Source organism: Flavobacterium sp. PL12 (assembly GCF_039123485.1).
GTDB classification, from domain to species: Bacteria; Bacteroidota; Bacteroidia; order Flavobacteriales; family Flavobacteriaceae; genus Flavobacterium; species Flavobacterium weaverense.
This window is the reverse complement of sequence record NZ_JBANDI010000007.1, coordinates 44,657-61,344: the sequence shown is the minus strand read 5'-3', so window position 1 is coordinate 61,344 and position 16,688 is coordinate 44,657. Positions and strand designations below refer to the sequence as shown.

The 16,688-nt window shown below is 33.1% G+C and carries 11 protein-coding genes; 3 read left to right on the top strand and 8 right to left on the bottom strand.

From position 1 onward, the window contains the following. Positions 1-63: 63 nt before the first annotated feature. The 4 genes from RCH19_RS05045 to thrA all read right to left on the bottom strand — a co-directional run bounded on the left by RCH19_RS05045 (position 64) and on the right by thrA (position 7,055). A complete protein-coding gene (locus RCH19_RS05045; protein ID WP_343022303.1) occupies positions 64-1,488 on the bottom strand; it encodes a hypothetical protein in 1,425 nt (474 codons plus the stop codon). Positions 1,489-2,113: 625 nt separating this feature from the next. Beyond that, positions 2,114-3,406 carry a threonine synthase gene (thrC, locus tag RCH19_RS05040; RefSeq protein WP_343022302.1) on the bottom strand — a complete coding sequence of 431 codons (1,293 nt, stop codon included), beginning with the start codon at positions 3,404-3,406 and terminating at the stop codon, positions 2,114-2,116. Positions 3,407-3,593: 187 nt separating this feature from the next. Further along, a complete protein-coding gene (locus RCH19_RS05035; RefSeq protein WP_343022301.1) occupies positions 3,594-4,517 on the bottom strand; it encodes a homoserine kinase in 924 nt (307 codons plus the stop codon). A 90-nt stretch (positions 4,518-4,607) separates the two neighbouring features. Next, entirely contained in the window at positions 4,608-7,055 is a 2,448-nt protein-coding gene (gene thrA / locus RCH19_RS05030) for a bifunctional aspartate kinase/homoserine dehydrogenase I (RefSeq protein ID WP_343022300.1), read from the bottom strand. Positions 7,056-7,746: 691 nt separating this feature from the next. On the opposite strand from thrA, the gene hutH reads away from it, so the two are divergent. Genes hutH through RCH19_RS05015 form a run of 3 tightly spaced genes read left to right on the top strand, consistent with a single transcriptional unit; the run spans position 7,747 to position 11,332 of the window. Beyond that, complete coding sequence (gene hutH / locus RCH19_RS05025; RefSeq protein ID WP_343022299.1) at positions 7,747-9,261, top strand: histidine ammonia-lyase; 1,515 nt, start codon at positions 7,747-7,749, stop codon at positions 9,259-9,261. A 49-nt stretch (positions 9,262-9,310) separates the two neighbouring features. Continuing rightward, a complete protein-coding gene (locus RCH19_RS05020) occupies positions 9,311-9,955 on the top strand; it encodes a DUF47 family protein (protein ID WP_121925471.1) in 645 nt (214 codons plus the stop codon). 30 nt (positions 9,956-9,985) lie between these two features. Next, on the top strand, positions 9,986-11,332 hold the full coding sequence (locus RCH19_RS05015) for an inorganic phosphate transporter (RefSeq protein ID WP_343022298.1): 1,347 nt from the start codon (positions 9,986-9,988) through the stop codon (positions 11,330-11,332). Between the two features lie 87 nt (positions 11,333-11,419). On the opposite strand, the gene RCH19_RS05010 is transcribed toward RCH19_RS05015, so the two are convergent. From RCH19_RS05010 to RCH19_RS04995, 4 genes are all read right to left on the bottom strand, one after another. Then, positions 11,420-11,815 (bottom strand): OsmC family protein, encoded by a 396-nt coding sequence (locus RCH19_RS05010; RefSeq protein WP_343022297.1) that lies wholly within the window; start codon positions 11,813-11,815, stop codon positions 11,420-11,422. Positions 11,816-11,902: 87 nt separating this feature from the next. Next, positions 11,903-12,421, bottom strand: coding sequence for a YetF domain-containing protein (locus tag RCH19_RS05005; protein WP_343022296.1), 519 nt, complete (start codon positions 12,419-12,421; stop codon positions 11,903-11,905). A gap of 20 nt (positions 12,422-12,441) precedes the next feature. Beyond that, positions 12,442-13,812, bottom strand: a complete 1,371-nt coding sequence (gene rimK, locus RCH19_RS05000; protein WP_121925467.1) for a 30S ribosomal protein S6--L-glutamate ligase — start codon at positions 13,810-13,812, stop codon at positions 12,442-12,444. 137 nt (positions 13,813-13,949) lie between these two features. Beyond that, entirely contained in the window at positions 13,950-16,496 is a 2,547-nt protein-coding gene (locus tag RCH19_RS04995) for an ATP-dependent Clp protease ATP-binding subunit (RefSeq protein ID WP_343022295.1), read from the bottom strand. Positions 16,497-16,688: the final 192 nt, after the last annotated feature.

Sequence of the window (16,688 nt, the reverse complement as noted above, 5' to 3'; positions counted from 1 at the left end):
GACTTTTTAAAGGTACCATCCTTTAAAAAGTCTTTTTTTTATAAACCTTATTCGAACTGAATATTAAGACAATACAGCGTCCTTCTTAATAAGTAACGAACTGCAAAAACCATTTTCATAATATTTAGCATGGAAGCTAGCATAGATCTGATTATAGATTTCTATTGGATCTGTTGAATGTATATTTATAACTAACATTTCCTCTATGATAGAAATAAAGTCAGCAGGAACAACAGTTTCTTTACCGTGAACAATTGATTCAAATGTGAAATTATTCCATTCTAAATTACATATTGGATTTTCAATCTCGTGTAACAAGGAGTGGTCCATAATGAAAACAAGAAATTGTAGTACTTCTTTTAAATGCTTTTCTTCAAAATAATCAAACATTCTAAATTCAATACCGTGATTTTTATGCTTGTGAAAATTGATATCAAGTCCAATTTTATCGATTTGCTCGTAATCTGAAATTTGTGAATATCGATTTACCCACCACATTGGATTATCATGCATAGGATGTGCTGTGAAATCCATTTGTACAATCTTACCAGTTTTCATAACTTCGGTATCATAAGTACCTATTCCTATGTATCTAGACATCGCACATCTCTGCGAAGCCTTAGTTAAATTGACAGTGGAATCATTATGAGAAAGATAATCAGATGAGCCAAATTTGATCATAAATAGCGGGCTCAACCACTGAAATAATCTAATAGTGCGTTGGTGTTTTTTAATAAAATCTATTTTATCTTTAATTTCACCTGCAGTATTTAATTCTGTAGGAATGGTCAAATTAAAATGATACGTCATGTTATTGAAAACAGAATAATTATCATTATTTGATACAAATATTGCAAAAGGATGATTTTGCGAACAAATTTTTATTTTTCCAAACTGAGGAAAAATATTTTCTTGTTCCATACCATTTTGTAAATTCGTAGTAAACTCATTCTTAATTTTAGCCAACTCTGCTATGACGCTATCAACGTCTTTTTTGTAAAAATCTTGGGTTACAAATTCAATAGTATCACCATCAAAAATGAATTTTTTCTGAAGTTCGTCAACAAAATAGCTGTTGTTTTTTTGTAATTTATCAAAGATACTTTCTCCTGAATATTCTGGATTCGGTTCTTTATCGATAGGATCTAAAGTTTCATGCTCATTATTAACATCAGTCTTAGTAAACGAATGAGAATTCATTAAAACAGGAATGTGGTACTCTTTATCAGTTAAGATTTTTAATAAAGAATTTTCAAATACATTTTCTTTATAATTCTTAAAATGATTGATACTGTACTTCTCATGCAGACCTTTGGTTAGCAAAAAATCCTTATCCACCGTACGGTGTTTTTCAAACTCTAAATAACATTCATTCTCAATACCAACTCCCCAATAAAAATCGTTCGATTTGTACTGATTAATGTATTCTTTATGTTTGTCCAATAATTCAATTTCAAAACTAACATCATTCATGCTATGATTCGTCATAAACTTTTTTCTCCTTTTTTTAAATAAATTATGTTGATATGGGAAGCTACTTTATCAGGTAGTTTTTTTAAAGCATTGCGAGTCTCTCTGATTTTTTAACAGTCAAAAAGAATAATAATACTTAAGTTTTGTTTTTTTGTGAGGATAAATTGTTTTTTCTATTCTTAAAAGATAGGAACGCAAACAACTTATATTTTGCAAAAGTAGTTAAAATTTAAGTCTAAATCAATCAGGATTTTGAAATTATTTTATAGAGTAATTTTGCACCTATTTTCTTAACTAAATTTTTGATTTCAAAAGCTATTCGCGAGAAGTAATTACTTGAAGATGTTGCGGTAGCAGTTTTACGGATTCTCTTGTCATAGGAGCCAATATCATAGATTTTATGAGACAATTAACTCTCGCTATTCGCTGTATCTTTCTGCTTGAACAACAAGCATAAAGGATGCCGCTGCTATCAAGGCTAAATTACCTGTTTTTTCTATATGATTAGTATAGAAAAGAGCGTTGATATTATTGTTGGTTAAATAGATTATTTAATAGATGATAAAAATTAATCCTCATTACATTTTTACTTTCCGTAAAAATGTAATGAGGACTATAACTTTAAAATATAATAGAAATTTTAGTGTATTAAAAACTCTTTCAAATCTTGATAGGTTTTAATTTTTACGCTTACTTTTTCTTTATTTAAAACGCTTTCTATCTGGCTTGGTATAGGTAGTTTTATATTTAAAGCAGGTTCTACGGTATCTAAAAACTTGATAGGGTGAGCAGTTTCTAAGAAAATCCCAATTGCATCTTCATGATTTGCTAACTCTTTTTTCAATCCTAGATAACCAACAGCTCCGTGAGGCTCTGCAATATAACCACTTGTCTTGTAGATCGCTTTCATCGCCTCAAGAGTTTCTTCATCAGAAAATGTGTAAGATGAGAAATCTTTCTCGAACTGTTCTAAGTCGTTATAATACATTTCTTGAATTCGGATAAAATTACTTGGATTCCCCACGTCCATCGCGTTTGATATAGTTGCTTTAGAAGGTCTTGGCTCATAAATTCCATTCTCTAAAAATCTTGGTACAGTATCATTTATATTGGTAGAGGCAACAAAATGTTGTATTGGTAAACCTAATTTTTTAGCAATAATTCCAGCACAAATATTTCCAAAATTCCCACTTGGACATGAGAAAATTAATGGTTTGTTGTGTTTTTTCAGTTCTTTGTACGCAAAGAAGAAATAAAACATTTGTGGTAACCAGCGCGCGATATTAATTGAATTCGCCGAAGTTAAATTTTTGTCGTTTAAATCTGAATCTAAAAATGCTTTTTTGACCATATCTTGACAATCATCAAAAACACCGTCTACTTCAAGAGCAGTTATGTTTTGACCTAAAGTAGTTAATTGTCTTTCTTGTATATCGCTTACTTTTCCAGAAGGATATAAAATTATTACTTCAACACCTTTCACACCAAGAAATCCACTTGCTACAGCGCCACCAGTATCTCCTGATGTAGCAACCAAAACCGTGTTTTTACTTTCCTTATTATCTTTATTAAAATATCCTAAACATCTAGACATAAATCGTGCGCCAACATCCTTAAAAGCCATTGTTGGTCCATGAAATAATTCGAGAGAATAAATATCTTTTTCGACTTCAATCACTGGAAAATCAAAACACAAGGTGTCTGCAATAATTTCTTTTAAAACAGTGGTAGGAATTTCATCGCCTACAAATTGCGCGATAGCCTCAAAAGCTATTTGCTCGTTGCTTAAATTTTCGATAGTTTCAAGAAAATCAGCATTTATTGGTGTTATTGTTTCCGGAAAATATAAACCTTTGTCAGACGCTAATCCTTGAATTACCGCCTCTTGAAAAGAAACTTTAGGCGCGTTATGGTTTAAACTGTAGTATTTCATTGTGATTTTTATTGCGGATTATAGATTTTTGATTTTTTAGTAAACTCGTTACATCTGGAATCAAAAATTTTTAATCAAAATTCTTAAATTATTTTATTCTTAAAATGTACTTTAGATAAGAGATTGAAGATTTGTAATTTTTGGTAACGAAGTTATATCTGAAATCAAAAATTGTTAATTAAAAATCTTAAATTATAATTTTCACTCCTTCATCATTTACTTTCGACACATGAATTTCATAAGGTAAATTCATATTTTCATAAACCTCACTCATCGCTTTTGCAATTTTTTCTGCAGTTGCTGCACCTTTGCTTAAAGCAAATATTGATGGTCCAGATCCTGATATTCCAGATCCTAATGCGCCGTTGTCAATAGCAGTTTGCTTAATTAAGTCAAATCCTGGAATCAAAACACTTCGTAAAGGTTCTACAATTTCGTCGTGAAGTGATCTACCAATCAAATCATAATCTTTAGTATACAATCCTGAGATTAATCCACCTAGATTTCCCCATTGCACAATGGCGCTTTTCAACGATACATTTTGCTTTAATACCGAACGTGCATCGGAAGTTTTTAATTCAATTTGTGGATGTACCACTGTTGCGTACAATTCAGATGGACTTTCTATCTTAATTATATCTAGTGGATTGTAACTTCTTACTAACGTTAAACCACCCAAAAGAGCAGGAGCAACGTTATCAGCATGCGCATTTCCACTAGCAAGCTTTTCACCTTGCATGGCAAACAATACCAATTCTTTTCTTGTAAAAGGTCTACCAAGTAATTCGTTTATTCCAAAAACAGCTCCCGCCGAACTAGCAGCACTACTTCCAATTCCACTTCCGGCTTTTATGTTTTTATAAATTTCGATTTCGAATCCAAATTCACTTTCTAAATTTTCAAGCATGGCTAAAGCTGCAACACCTGCTACATTTTTTTCTGTTTCTAGCGGTAAATCGGCACCAACTATTTTAGTAATTCGAACTCCTTTTACATCTGATTTGCGAATAATCATTTCGTCACCCGCAGTTTCTAAGCAAAGTCCCAGCACATCAAATCCACACGAAAGATTTGCGATAGTTGCGGGACAAAATATTTTTATTTCATTCATGATATTATTAAATCTTGTAGCTTAAAGTTTTTTTGCCTTTTGGTATTTTATCTGTTACCGATAAGACAAAAACTGTTTACTTTAAACTAATTAATTATTCCCAATTCTGATCACATCTGCAAAGATTCCAGATGCGGTAACCGCAGCTCCTGCACCAGCTCCTTTAATTAATAAAGGTTGGTCAACATAACGATCCGTGAAAAATAAAACGATATTGTCTTTACCTTCTAAATTGTAAAAAGGGTGATCTTTCGGTATAAAACGCAATCCTACATTTGCTTTACCATTTTCAAATTGGGCAACGTATTTGAGTCTTGAATCTTTGCTTAATGCTTCTTTATAAATATTTTCAAAATGGGAAGCATGTACTTTCAAAGACTCAAAAAAGGCTTCGTTTGATGTTGTCTCAAGACATTCTGCAGGCATAAATGATTCGTTAGTGATGGCGTCAATTTCCATTTGGTAACCACTCTCCCTAATTAGAATAAGTATTTTTCTAGCTACATCAATTCCACTTAAGTCAATCTTAGGATCTGGCTCAGTAAATCCTTGTACTCCAGCTTCTTTGACGACATCATGAAAAGTGTTTTTTTGGTCGAAATTATTAAAAATAAAATTCAAACTTCCTGATAAAACCGCTTGTATTTTATGGACTTTGTCACCAGAAGCAACTAGATTTTTCACTGTATCAATTATTGGCAATCCAGCTCCAACATTAGTTTCAAACAAGAAGGGTGCATTGAATTTTTGTGATAAATTTTTAAGCTTTTTATAATTATCATATTCAGATGCGCAAGCTATTTTATTACAAGTGACAACTGCAATATTGCGTTTTAAATAATGCTCATAAGTTTTAGATATACTTTCGTTAGCTGTGATATCCACAAAAATACTGTTGCGTAAATTCAGATCTTTTACTGCTGAGATAAAATTTTCTTGATCGGCAGTTTCTCCATTTTGTAGTAACGATTGCCATTCATTCAAGTCTATTCCTTCCTCATCAAAATGCATCTTTCTAGAATTTGAAATCGCCACCACACGCACATTTATTTTGAGATTTTCTTTAAGATAATTATTTTGTTGGTGGATTTGCTCGATAAATTTTTCACCTACATTACCAACACCCATTACAAATAAATTAAGCTGTTTTGTATTCTCTTCAAAGAAATTTTCGTGCAACGTATTCAAAGCTTTTTTGACATCTCTTTCATTTATAACCGCTGAAATATTTCTCTCGGATGCACCTTGAGCAATTGCTCTAATATTTACGTTGTTTTTCCCTAAAGTACTAAACATTCTTCCGCTCAAACCTTGATGATTTTTCATATTTTCACCAACTAAAGCGATGATGCATAGATTTCTTTCTACAATGCACGGATCGATTTTGTTTTGTGAAATTTCAACTTCAAAAGCTTTATTAATAACTTCTTGCGCTAAATCTGCATCAGAATTTAGAATTCCAATACAAATAGAATGTTCAGAAGAAGCTTGTGTAATGAATATTACATTAATTTCTTGGTGTGACAAAACTTCAAAAAGCCTTTTAGAAGAACCTGTAACACCAATCATTCCAGGGCCTTCTAGTGTAATTAAAGTAATATTATCGATATGGCTTATTCCTTTCACAGGATTTTTATAAGTCATTTCTTGATTCGAAATATAAGTACCTTCTGCGTCTGGCTCGAATGTGTTTTTAATAAGAATGGGAATATTTTTTCTTAAGACAGGCTGAATTGTTGGTGGATACAACACTTTGGCACCAAAATGCGATAACTCCATTGCCTCTTGGTAGGAAATAAAAGCAATTGGTTGTGCTTGTTTCACTACTTTTGGATTTGCAGTATACATTCCGTTTACGTCAGTCCAGATTTCGAGCTGATTTGCATTTAATGCACCTGCCATAATAGCTGCAGAGTAGTCAGATCCACCGCGTCCAAGAGTCGTGTTTATCCCATCAAGCGATGCTGCTATAAATCCGGGTAGTACAACAACTTGATTTTCGTTCGATTCAAAATAATCAATTATAAGCTGATTTGAAATTTCGAAATTAACTGATGCTTTTCCAAAATGACTATTTGTTTTTATCAACTCGCGGCTGTCTTTGTAGCCACTATTTTTTAGATTTTGCTTTAGCGCCTCTGCGATTATATAAGAAGATAATAATTCACCAAAACTCAGGATAGTATCAGCAGTTCGTAGTGATAACTCACCCAGAAGATAGCAGCCATCTAATAAAGTTTCAAGGTGATTGATAATTCTTTTGATATGACTTAATAAGCTACTCTGTTCGCTTATAGGAATTAATTCTTTTATCGCCTCAAGATGTTTTTTCTCTATTTCTATGAGAATTTCTTTGAAACTCTCATCTCCTGCCGCAGCTTTTCTTGAAGCTAATTGTAGAAGGTCAGTAACTTTACTAAAAGCAGAAACTACAACAATTAATTTTTCGTCTTTTGCTGAATTGACGATTATGTCTATAACCAGTTTAATATTTTGCGCATTCGCAACGGAAGATCCTCCAAATTTTAATACTTTCATGTCAAGCTTTTATTTTTTTGACTTTGTCTATTCGTTATTAAATAGAAAAAGTCAGTGGGTATTTTGATTTTAGAAATTATATTTTTTACAACCCCAAGAGCTATCTTCTTTCGAAAAAAAAGATATAATGAACAGGATTATATGAAGAAAATTTACCCCAAAGGGGTAGTTGTAGTTGTTGTAGTAAATGTAGCAGCAGTTGCAACCCAAATTTGAGTTGTTGTCGAAGATTGATATGTAATGCTGTTATTTATCATTTTGATATTACAAAACTACCCTTTTTTATAAAAGCAGAAAACTTTCCAATCGTTTTTACGAATAGCGTAGAATATGAAGTGCTATTCGTTCTTAATTATAGATTCTGTAATTTATAAACATTGCTTTTTAACTATTCGTAGAAATAAGAACCATACAAAATTATTCGATACTAATTTTTGATGATTATTTATGTTTTATATTCTCACTTTGATAACTTTTATCGTTATTGTTTCCAATTTACTTTAAACTATCAATAAATAAAATTACTATTGAAGTAGTAGGAATGTAGTGTTGTAAATTTGGTTCGAGAGGATGCTATTGTTGCACAGAATTCATATTTTGGTTTTGTTTAACCGCATTTTTTAAATTATTGCCAATATATGTTGTGTAATACTAAAGATTTACTCAATTTTACCTTTTAAACACGATCAAAATGGACAATACGCATTATATTAGTACTGAATTACTTAGCTTGGAATCTTTAGAGGAAATTATATCACATCATAAAGAATTATCTTTGTCTGAAGAGGCAAAAATAAATATTCAAAAATGCCGAGACTATTTAGACAAAAAAATGGCTTCACAATCTGATGCTATATATGGTATTAATACAGGTTTTGGTTCGCTTTGTAACGTGAAAATATCGAACGAGAACTTATCTAAACTCCAAGAAAATCTTGTCAAATCACATTCATGTGGCACAGGTGAAGAAGTTCCAAGTCATATTGTAAAACTGATGTTATTGTTGAAAATTCAGTCTTTAAGTTACGGACACTCCGGAATTCAATTACAAACAGTAGAACGTTTAATCGCTTTCTATAATAATGATATTTTACCTGTAATTTATACGCAAGGATCTCTAGGAGCATCTGGTGACTTAGCACCTTTAGCGCATTTGTCATTACCATTACTTGGTGAAGGTGAAGTGTATTATGAAGGGAAAAAAGTTCACACTAGTGTGTTAATGAAAGCATTTAATTGGGAACCAATAATGCTACAGTCAAAAGAAGGATTAGCATTGTTAAACGGAACACAATTTATGAGCGCTTATGGAGCTCACATTTTAATGAAAGTTAGCAAATTTTCTTATTTAGCTGATTTAATAGGAACAATTTCTCTAGAAGGTTTTGACGGTAGAATAGAACCTTTCCATGAGCTAATCCATTTTATAAGACCTCATAAAGGACAGATTGTAACTGCAAAGCGCATTAAAGGTTTTCTTGAAGGAAGTGAAATTATAGGGCAAACAAAAGCACATGTTCAAGATCCATATTCTTTTAGATGTATGCCACAAGTACACGGAGCATCAAAAGATGCCATTGAATATGTCAAAAAAGTGTTTAAAACTGAAATAAATTCTGTTACAGATAATCCAAATATATTTATTGAAAGCGACCAAATTATATCTGGTGGAAATTTCCACGGACAACCTTTGGCTTTAGCCTTAGATTTTATGGCCATTGCCTTAGCTGAATTAGGAAGTATTTCGGAGAGAAGAACCTATCAATTGATATCAGGAACTAGAAATCTTCCTGCGTTTTTAGTTGATAATCCCGGTTTAAACTCTGGTTTGATGATTCCACAATATACCGCAGCAAGTATAGCAAGTCAAAATAAACAATTAGCAACACCAGCAAGCATTGATAGTATTGTTTCTAGTAATGGACAGGAAGATCACGTAAGCATGGGAGCAAATGCGGCAACAAAGGCGCTGCGCGTTTTAGATAATTTAGAGCGAATTTTAGCAATTGAATTGATAAATGCCTCTCAAGCGATAGAATATCGACGTCCTTTACAGTCAAGTGATTTTATAGAAATGTTTTTGAGCGCTTACCGTGAAGAGGTCCCTTTTATTAAAGAAGACAGAATTTTACACTATGATATTGAAAAGACGGTTAAATTTTTAAATACTTTTCAGATCGAAACCGATTTGTTAATATTAACTTAACATTAAAAGTCAAGAATGCAGTAATTTTGTCGCACTAAATTAAAAGTAAATGAACATAAATAACTTTTTCCAGTTTCTAGTTCCTAAGGATAAAAAATTCTTTCCTCTTTTCGAACAAGCGTCAAGCAATTTAATTGAGATTGCGACAAATTTACACGAAGCTGTGAATCTGCCTTTAAAAGAGCGTGAAGTTCTTTTTCAAAAGATTGATACTTTAGAACAAAAAGGGGAGGACATCACGCGCCAAACTAATTTAGAATTAAGTAGAAATTTTATCACCCCTTTTGATAGAGAAGATATTCACGCGCTAATTACTTCTATTGACAATGTTGCTGATTACCTCCATGGTGCTGCAAGTAGGATGAGATTGTATCAAGTTGACAAGATTACAAAGTCAATTCGAAAATTAACAGAGATAAATCTTGAGGCTTGTCAAAATATTGATGTAGCTGTTAGAGAGTTGAGAGATTTGAAAAAAATGAAAAACATCACTGATGCTATCGTTCGAATCAACAAGCTAGAAAATAAATCAGATAATGTTTACGATAAAGCAGTTCTTGATTTATTCGAAAATGAAACTGATGCTAAAAACATTATTAAGTACAAGGAAGTTCTTTCTGTTCTAGAAAATGCTGCTGATAAATGTAAAAGTGTAGCAAGTGTTCTAGAATCAATTTCTGTAAAACATTCTTAATTTAATCCGTTTTATTCTGAAATTATAATTATGGAATTTACTCTACTTATAGTTATCATAGTTTTAGCTTTAATCTTCGATTACATCAATGGTTTTCACGATGCTGCTAATGCTATTGCAACGGTTGTTGCTACTAAGGTATTAACTCCTTTCCAAGCAGTTGTTTGGGCTGCTTTTTTTAACTTTTTAGCCTATTGGGTTTTTGGTTTTGGTGTAGCTGATACGGTTGCAAAAACTGCAAATACATTAGAAATAGATTTGGTTGTAATTCTTGCAGGAGTTATTGCAGCGATAATTTGGAATCTATTTACTTGGTGGCAAGGAATTCCTTCTAGTTCTTCTCACACTTTAATTGGCGGTTTTGCTGGTGCTGCTATTGCTCACGCTATTGCAGTTCATGGTTTTTTTGAATATACAGTTATAGATGGCTCTGAAAGCCATTCTGCTTATTGGTATGATACAGTAAACTGGTATACTCCAGGTATTGAAGGAGGATTTCCTTCAGGAGTTTTAATTATTATTGCTTTTATAGTTATAGCTCCTCTTCTAGGGGCGCTAATTTCTTATTTAATATCGATTTGGCTTCTTAACGCCTCTAAAAAAAGTATTTATCCAAAGCTTTTTACTATTGGTTTAATGCTACTAACTATTTGGTTTGTCGAAAGCCAAATGATATACTACGATCAAATAAAGAAACCTAGATTCGACTCTCATTTTTGGAGTATCGCTCTAGAGTCGCATAATATTAAATGGTTTTTGGTCGCGTTTATTGTACTTTCGGTTAGCGGTTTTTGCTTGACCTTTAGTAGTTTAAATTTACATCAATCCAATTATTGGTTAAAAAAGATGCAATTAATTTCATCTGCAGCTTTTAGTTTAGGTCACGGTGGTAATGACTCGCAAAAGGTAATGGGAATCATTGCAGCAGCGGTTACCGTTTACATCCACACGAGCGGAATCACGCAAGATAGTTTACCGGATTGGTTAGATGTAGTCTTGCCAAACGCTGATGGTGATTTTAAAATGCCAGAATGGATTCCTCTAGCGTGTTATTCTGCTATTGCAGCTGGAACATTAAGCGGAGGTTGGAAAATTGTAAAAACTATGGGTTCCAAGATTACTAAAGTAACTTCTTTTGAAGGAGTTGCAGCAGAAACAGCGGGAGCATTAACATTATACTTTACGGAGCATTTCAGAGTGCCTGTAAGTACTACACATACTATCACTGGTTCTATTATTGGAGTAGGATTAACCAAAAGAGTTTCTGCAGTTCGTTGGGGAATGACGGTAAGTTTGTTATGGGCTTGGGTTTTAACAATTCCTATTTCAGCTATTTTAGCAGCGATAATATATTATGTTTTAAGTATCTTTCTTTAGTATTTGATACATTTTAAAAGCAAAAAAGCCATTCTTACGAATGGCTTTTTTGTTTACTCAAGGTGATTAACATTATCTTAAATAATACTATTGGATAATATCGGTTTTGACTTCAATAGTATTTGTCAAAATCTTGTGAACTGGACACTTGTTAGCAATATTTAGTAATCTTTTCTTTTGCTCCGTATCTAAACTTCCAAATAATTCAATAGATCTAACTATCGTTGTTTTCTTTTCCTCAGCTTCTTCTACTATGTTCACTTCTACTTTAATATCTTGTAATTCCCAGCCTTTTCTATTAGCGTACATTCTTAAAGTGATGCAAGTGCAAGCAGCTAGCGAAGAAGCCAGCAACTCATAAGGCGAAAAACCTAAATCCATTCCTCCATCGCTTTTAGGCTCGTCTGAAATAATAGTATTTGTTGCTGACTTAATTTCCGTTTTGTAAAACGCTGATCCTATATGTGCAGTAATTTTATCCATAGTAAAGTATTTTTTTTTTCGAAAAACAGAATGAAAATTATTTATAGTGCTTAATTTTTACAAGGTTTGAGTAGTTGTTATTTTCTTCTAAATACTTCCGCTTAGGCTTTTATGAGCGTGCTTACGTCTGTGATACGTTTGCTTCAAATTTTCCACACCTGAAATAATACTAATATTACCATCAATCTCAAGCATAGCAAGCTTTACGTCTTTAAAGTATTCAATTCCGTGTTCACGCATCGCTTCTTTCAGTTCGTCAGACGTAATGTTTAACTTGCTTAATATTTTGAAATCTAAAGTTCCGTTATGTACTAATATCTCTGGCTTTTCTTGCATAAGATCACTGAACTTTTTATTTTTAAACATCAATTTTTTTAGTACAAAATTGATAAAGAAAAGCACAGAGGCTGCGGCTAATCCGCCCCATAAAGTCGTGTTGTTTCCAACCATTGCATTTTGAACCGAATTGCTTATCAGTAATATCAGAATAACATCAGCGGTGTTTAATTGCGATAATTCCTTCTTGCCAAAAACACGCAATGCTATCACCATGAAAAAGTAGACGGCAGCACTGCGAATTATTATATCAAGATATGGATTTATCATATTTCAGTTAAATGCATTGATTATTTTAGTTTGAAGTTTTTCTCAATAGCTTTAATCATCTCACCGGCAATATCCTTATTAGTTGCGCCTTCAATTCCTTCTAATCCTGGAGAAGAGTTTACTTCAAGTAAAAGCGGACCTTTTGAAGAACGAATAATATCGACACCTGCTACCTTTAGATCCATCGCTTTAGTTGCCTTAATAGCGATGCGTTTCTCTTCTGCAGTGACTTTTATGATCGAAGCGGTTCCGCCAAGATGTATATTTGCTCTAAACTCGCCTGGCATAGCTTCGCGCTGAATAGCAGCAACTACTTTACCATCAATTACGAAACAGCGAATATCTTTTCCGTTTGCTTCCTTTATGAATTCTTGCACTAAAATATTAGCATTTAAACTTTTGAATGCATTAATAACACTTTCAGCTGCTTTTTTTGTTTCTGCTAATACGACTCCTTTTCCTTGAGTTCCTTCTAATAATTTTACAATTAAAGGTGGTCCACCTACCATTTTAATTAAATCATCCGTATCCAAAGGTGAATTTGCAAATCCTGTGGTAGGAATTTCGACACCGTGATTTAGTAATAGTTGTAAAGAATACAGTTTGTCACGGGACTGCGTAATTGCATGCGATGAATTCAAGCAATATACTTTCAATGCTTCAAATTGTCTAGTTAAAGCACAGCCGTAGAATGTGATGCTTGGTCTTATTCTAGGAATAATTGCGTCAAATTGATTCAATATTTTTCCACCACGATAATGAATTTCTGGAGTTTTTGCGTCCAATTTCATGTAACATTCTTTGATATTCAAAAAGTGCATTTCGTGACCTCGCATTTCACCGGCTTCCATGATCCGCTTATTGCTGTATAATTCTGGATTACTAGCTAAAAGTCCTATTCGAAGTCCTGAACTTGCTTTCTCAGAATTCTTGTATAATTCTTTTAAAGTGTCCGTTGTTGGTTGGCCCAGAAGATATTTTTGCTCTGGATCCACTAAAACTCTACCGCTCATGGCTTCACGACCTAAAAGCATTCTGAATCCCATAGAATCGCGATTTGTCAATGTCATTTCTATTGGCCAAGAAGAGTTTCCAATTTGGAGATTTGTTTGAATAACATAACGTTGTTCTCTGAATCCGCTTGAACTTTTCACAATTCGCTTGTCAATCAGTTTTGCTTCACAGTGAATTACCGTTTTTAAGTTATTCTGGATTGGATTAATGTCAAATTTCACCCAATTGGCTTCATTTTTAATAAACGGCGCAATGTTTATGGCATGTAGCGCTGATGTTTTCGCACCTGAATCTACACGCGCTTTTATAGTAGGAATTCCTAATTCTGGAAAAGAGCACCACTCTTCACTCCCTAGAATGACTTTATTATCTGACATATATTAATTTTAATTGAATCATTTTTCTAAACCAAATGTAAATATTAGTTTTCGAAAAAAAGACTATTTAACATAAAGAATAAACCCGTTAGGTTATGAAAACGTAACGGGTTTATTGTAATTAATTGTAACTAAATCTATAAATTAGTTGGTTCTCCAGCTTTATGAACTTGAACAGTTAGCTCTGAAGCACCTTCCTCAATATCCATAAAAATTTCATCGCCAGAAGCAATTTTAGAAGTAATTATTTCTTCCGCTAGTGCGTCTTCAACATATTTCTGAATTGCTCTTTTAAGTGGTCTGGCGCCAAATTGTCTATCAAAACCTTTATCAGCGATAAATGCTTTTGCTTCAGCAGAAAGATTCAATTGATATCCTAATTCTGCTACACGAGCATATAATTTTTTCAATTCAATTTCGATAATTAAATCAATATGTTCTTTTTCTAAAGCATTAAATACAATTACATCATCGATTCTATTTAAGAATTCAGGAGCAAAAGTTTTTTTCAATGCATTTTCGATAATACTTTTCGAATTGTCATCAGCCTGAGCCACTTTAGCGGCAGTTCCAAAACCTACACCCTGACCGAAATCTTTTAATTGTCTGGCTCCAACATTTGAAGTCATGATAATTATAGTGTTTTTGAAGTCGATTTTTCGTCCTAAACTATCCGTTAAATAACCGTCATCTAATACTTGTAAAAGCATGTTGAAAACATCAGGATGCGCTTTTTCAATTTCATCTAAAAGCACAACACAATATGGTTTTCTTCTAACTTTCTCTGTTAATTGTCCACCTTCTTCATAACCTACATATCCTGGAGGCGCTCCCACAAGTCTTGAAATAGCAAACTTCTCCATGTATTCACTCATGTCAATTCGAATCAAAGCATCTTCAGAATCGAATAATTCTTTAGCTAATACTTTAGCTAATTGCGTTTTTCCGACACCGGTTTGTCCCAAGAAAATAAATGAACCAATTGGTCTATTTGGGTCTTTCAAACCCGCACGATTTCTTTGTATCGATCGTGCAATTTTCATAACTGCTTCTCTTTGTCCAATTACCTTACCTTCAATAAGTTCTGGTAATTTAGCTAACTTGTTGCTTTCTGTTTGTGCAATTCTATTTACAGGAATACCACTCATCATTGAAACGACATCAGCAACATTGTCTTCAGTCACTTCAATACGATTATTTTTAGCGTCTTCTTCCCATTGTTCTTGTGCGACTGCCAAATCTTTTTCAATTCGTTTTTCGTCATCTCTAAGCTTAGCTGCTTCTTCGTACTTTTGTTTCTTTACAACAACGTTTTTAAGTTCTCGAACATCTTCTAACTGACGTTCAAGATCTAAAATTTGCTTTGGAACTTCAATATTCGTAATGTGAACTCTCGAACCCGCTTCGTCTAAAGCATCAATAGCTTTGTCAGGTAAAAAGCGCTCAGACATATATCTATCCGTTAATTTAACACAAGCTTCGATTGCATCATCAGTGTAGGTAACATTGTGATGGTCTTCGTATTTGTTTTTGATATTGTGCAAAATTGTAATCGTTTCTTCAACAGATGTTGGTTCTACAATTATCTTTTGGAAACGTCTCTCTAAAGCTCCATCTTTCTCAATATATTGACGGTATTCGTCTAAAGTCGTAGCACCTATACATTGGATTTCGCCACGAGCTAACGCAGGTTTAAACATATTGGATGCATCCAAAGAACCTGTTGCACCACCGGCACCAACAATTGTATGAATTTCGTCTATAAAAAGAATGATGTCATCATTTTTCTCTAGTTCGTTCATAACAGCTTTCATGCGTTCTTCAAACTGTCCACGGTATTTAGTTCCAGCAACAAGGCTGGCTAGATCTAAAGTAACTACGCGTTTATTGAATAATGTTCGAGACACTTTCTTTTGAATAATACGAAGTGCTAAACCTTCTGCAATAGCAGATTTTCCAACTCCAGGTTCTCCAATTAATAGTGGATTATTCTTTTTACGACGGCTTAAAATTTGAGAAACACGCTCAATTTCTTTTTCACGTCCTACAACTGGATCAAGTTTTCCTTCCTCAGCCATTTCTGTTAAATCTCTCCCAAAATTATCTAAAACAGGAGTCTTCGATTTTTTGTTTGATTTGTTGGCGGGATTATTAAAAGTTCCTTCTTTAAGACTGTCATCTTGTCCTGAATCGTCATTATACGATTCATTTCGCGGGGATTTTTCGATAAAATCTTCTTCGTTTGGAGTCATATTTATATAATTTTCTTTCGCTAAATCATAATCGATTTTCAATTTATTCAATAGCTTTGTTGTTGGATCGTTTTCGTTTCTGAGTATGCACAGCAAGAGATGTGCAGTACTTATTGAAGAACTTTGAAATACTTTAGCTTCTAAGAAAGTTGTTTTTAAGGCCCTTTCCGCTTGGCGTGTTAAATGTAGATTCTTCTTTTCAATATTAACTTCTATGCTTGTGCTGGCAGGACTAAGGATTTCTACTTTTCTACGCAAATGGTCTAAATCAACATTGAGATTGTTCAATATTTGAATTGCTTTTCCGTTACCATCTCTTAGAATACCTAGCATTAAATGTTCCGTGCCTATAAAGTCGTGGCCTAATCGCAAAGCTTCTTCCTTGCTGTAGGTTATAACATCTTTTACTCGCGGTGAAAAATTATCATCCATAATATATATTTGATATCGTAAATTTAGTGAATTAGTGATTGGAAAACAAAAAGTATTCCCATTACTAGTCTTGTCAGCTAATAGACAAAAAATATCATAACTGCAGCGTTAAATTTACCTTAAATTATCAACTAAATAGTGAGATTCTTTTGTTGATAAATCATTGAAATAAGTCTGCTAAAATGGGCCAAA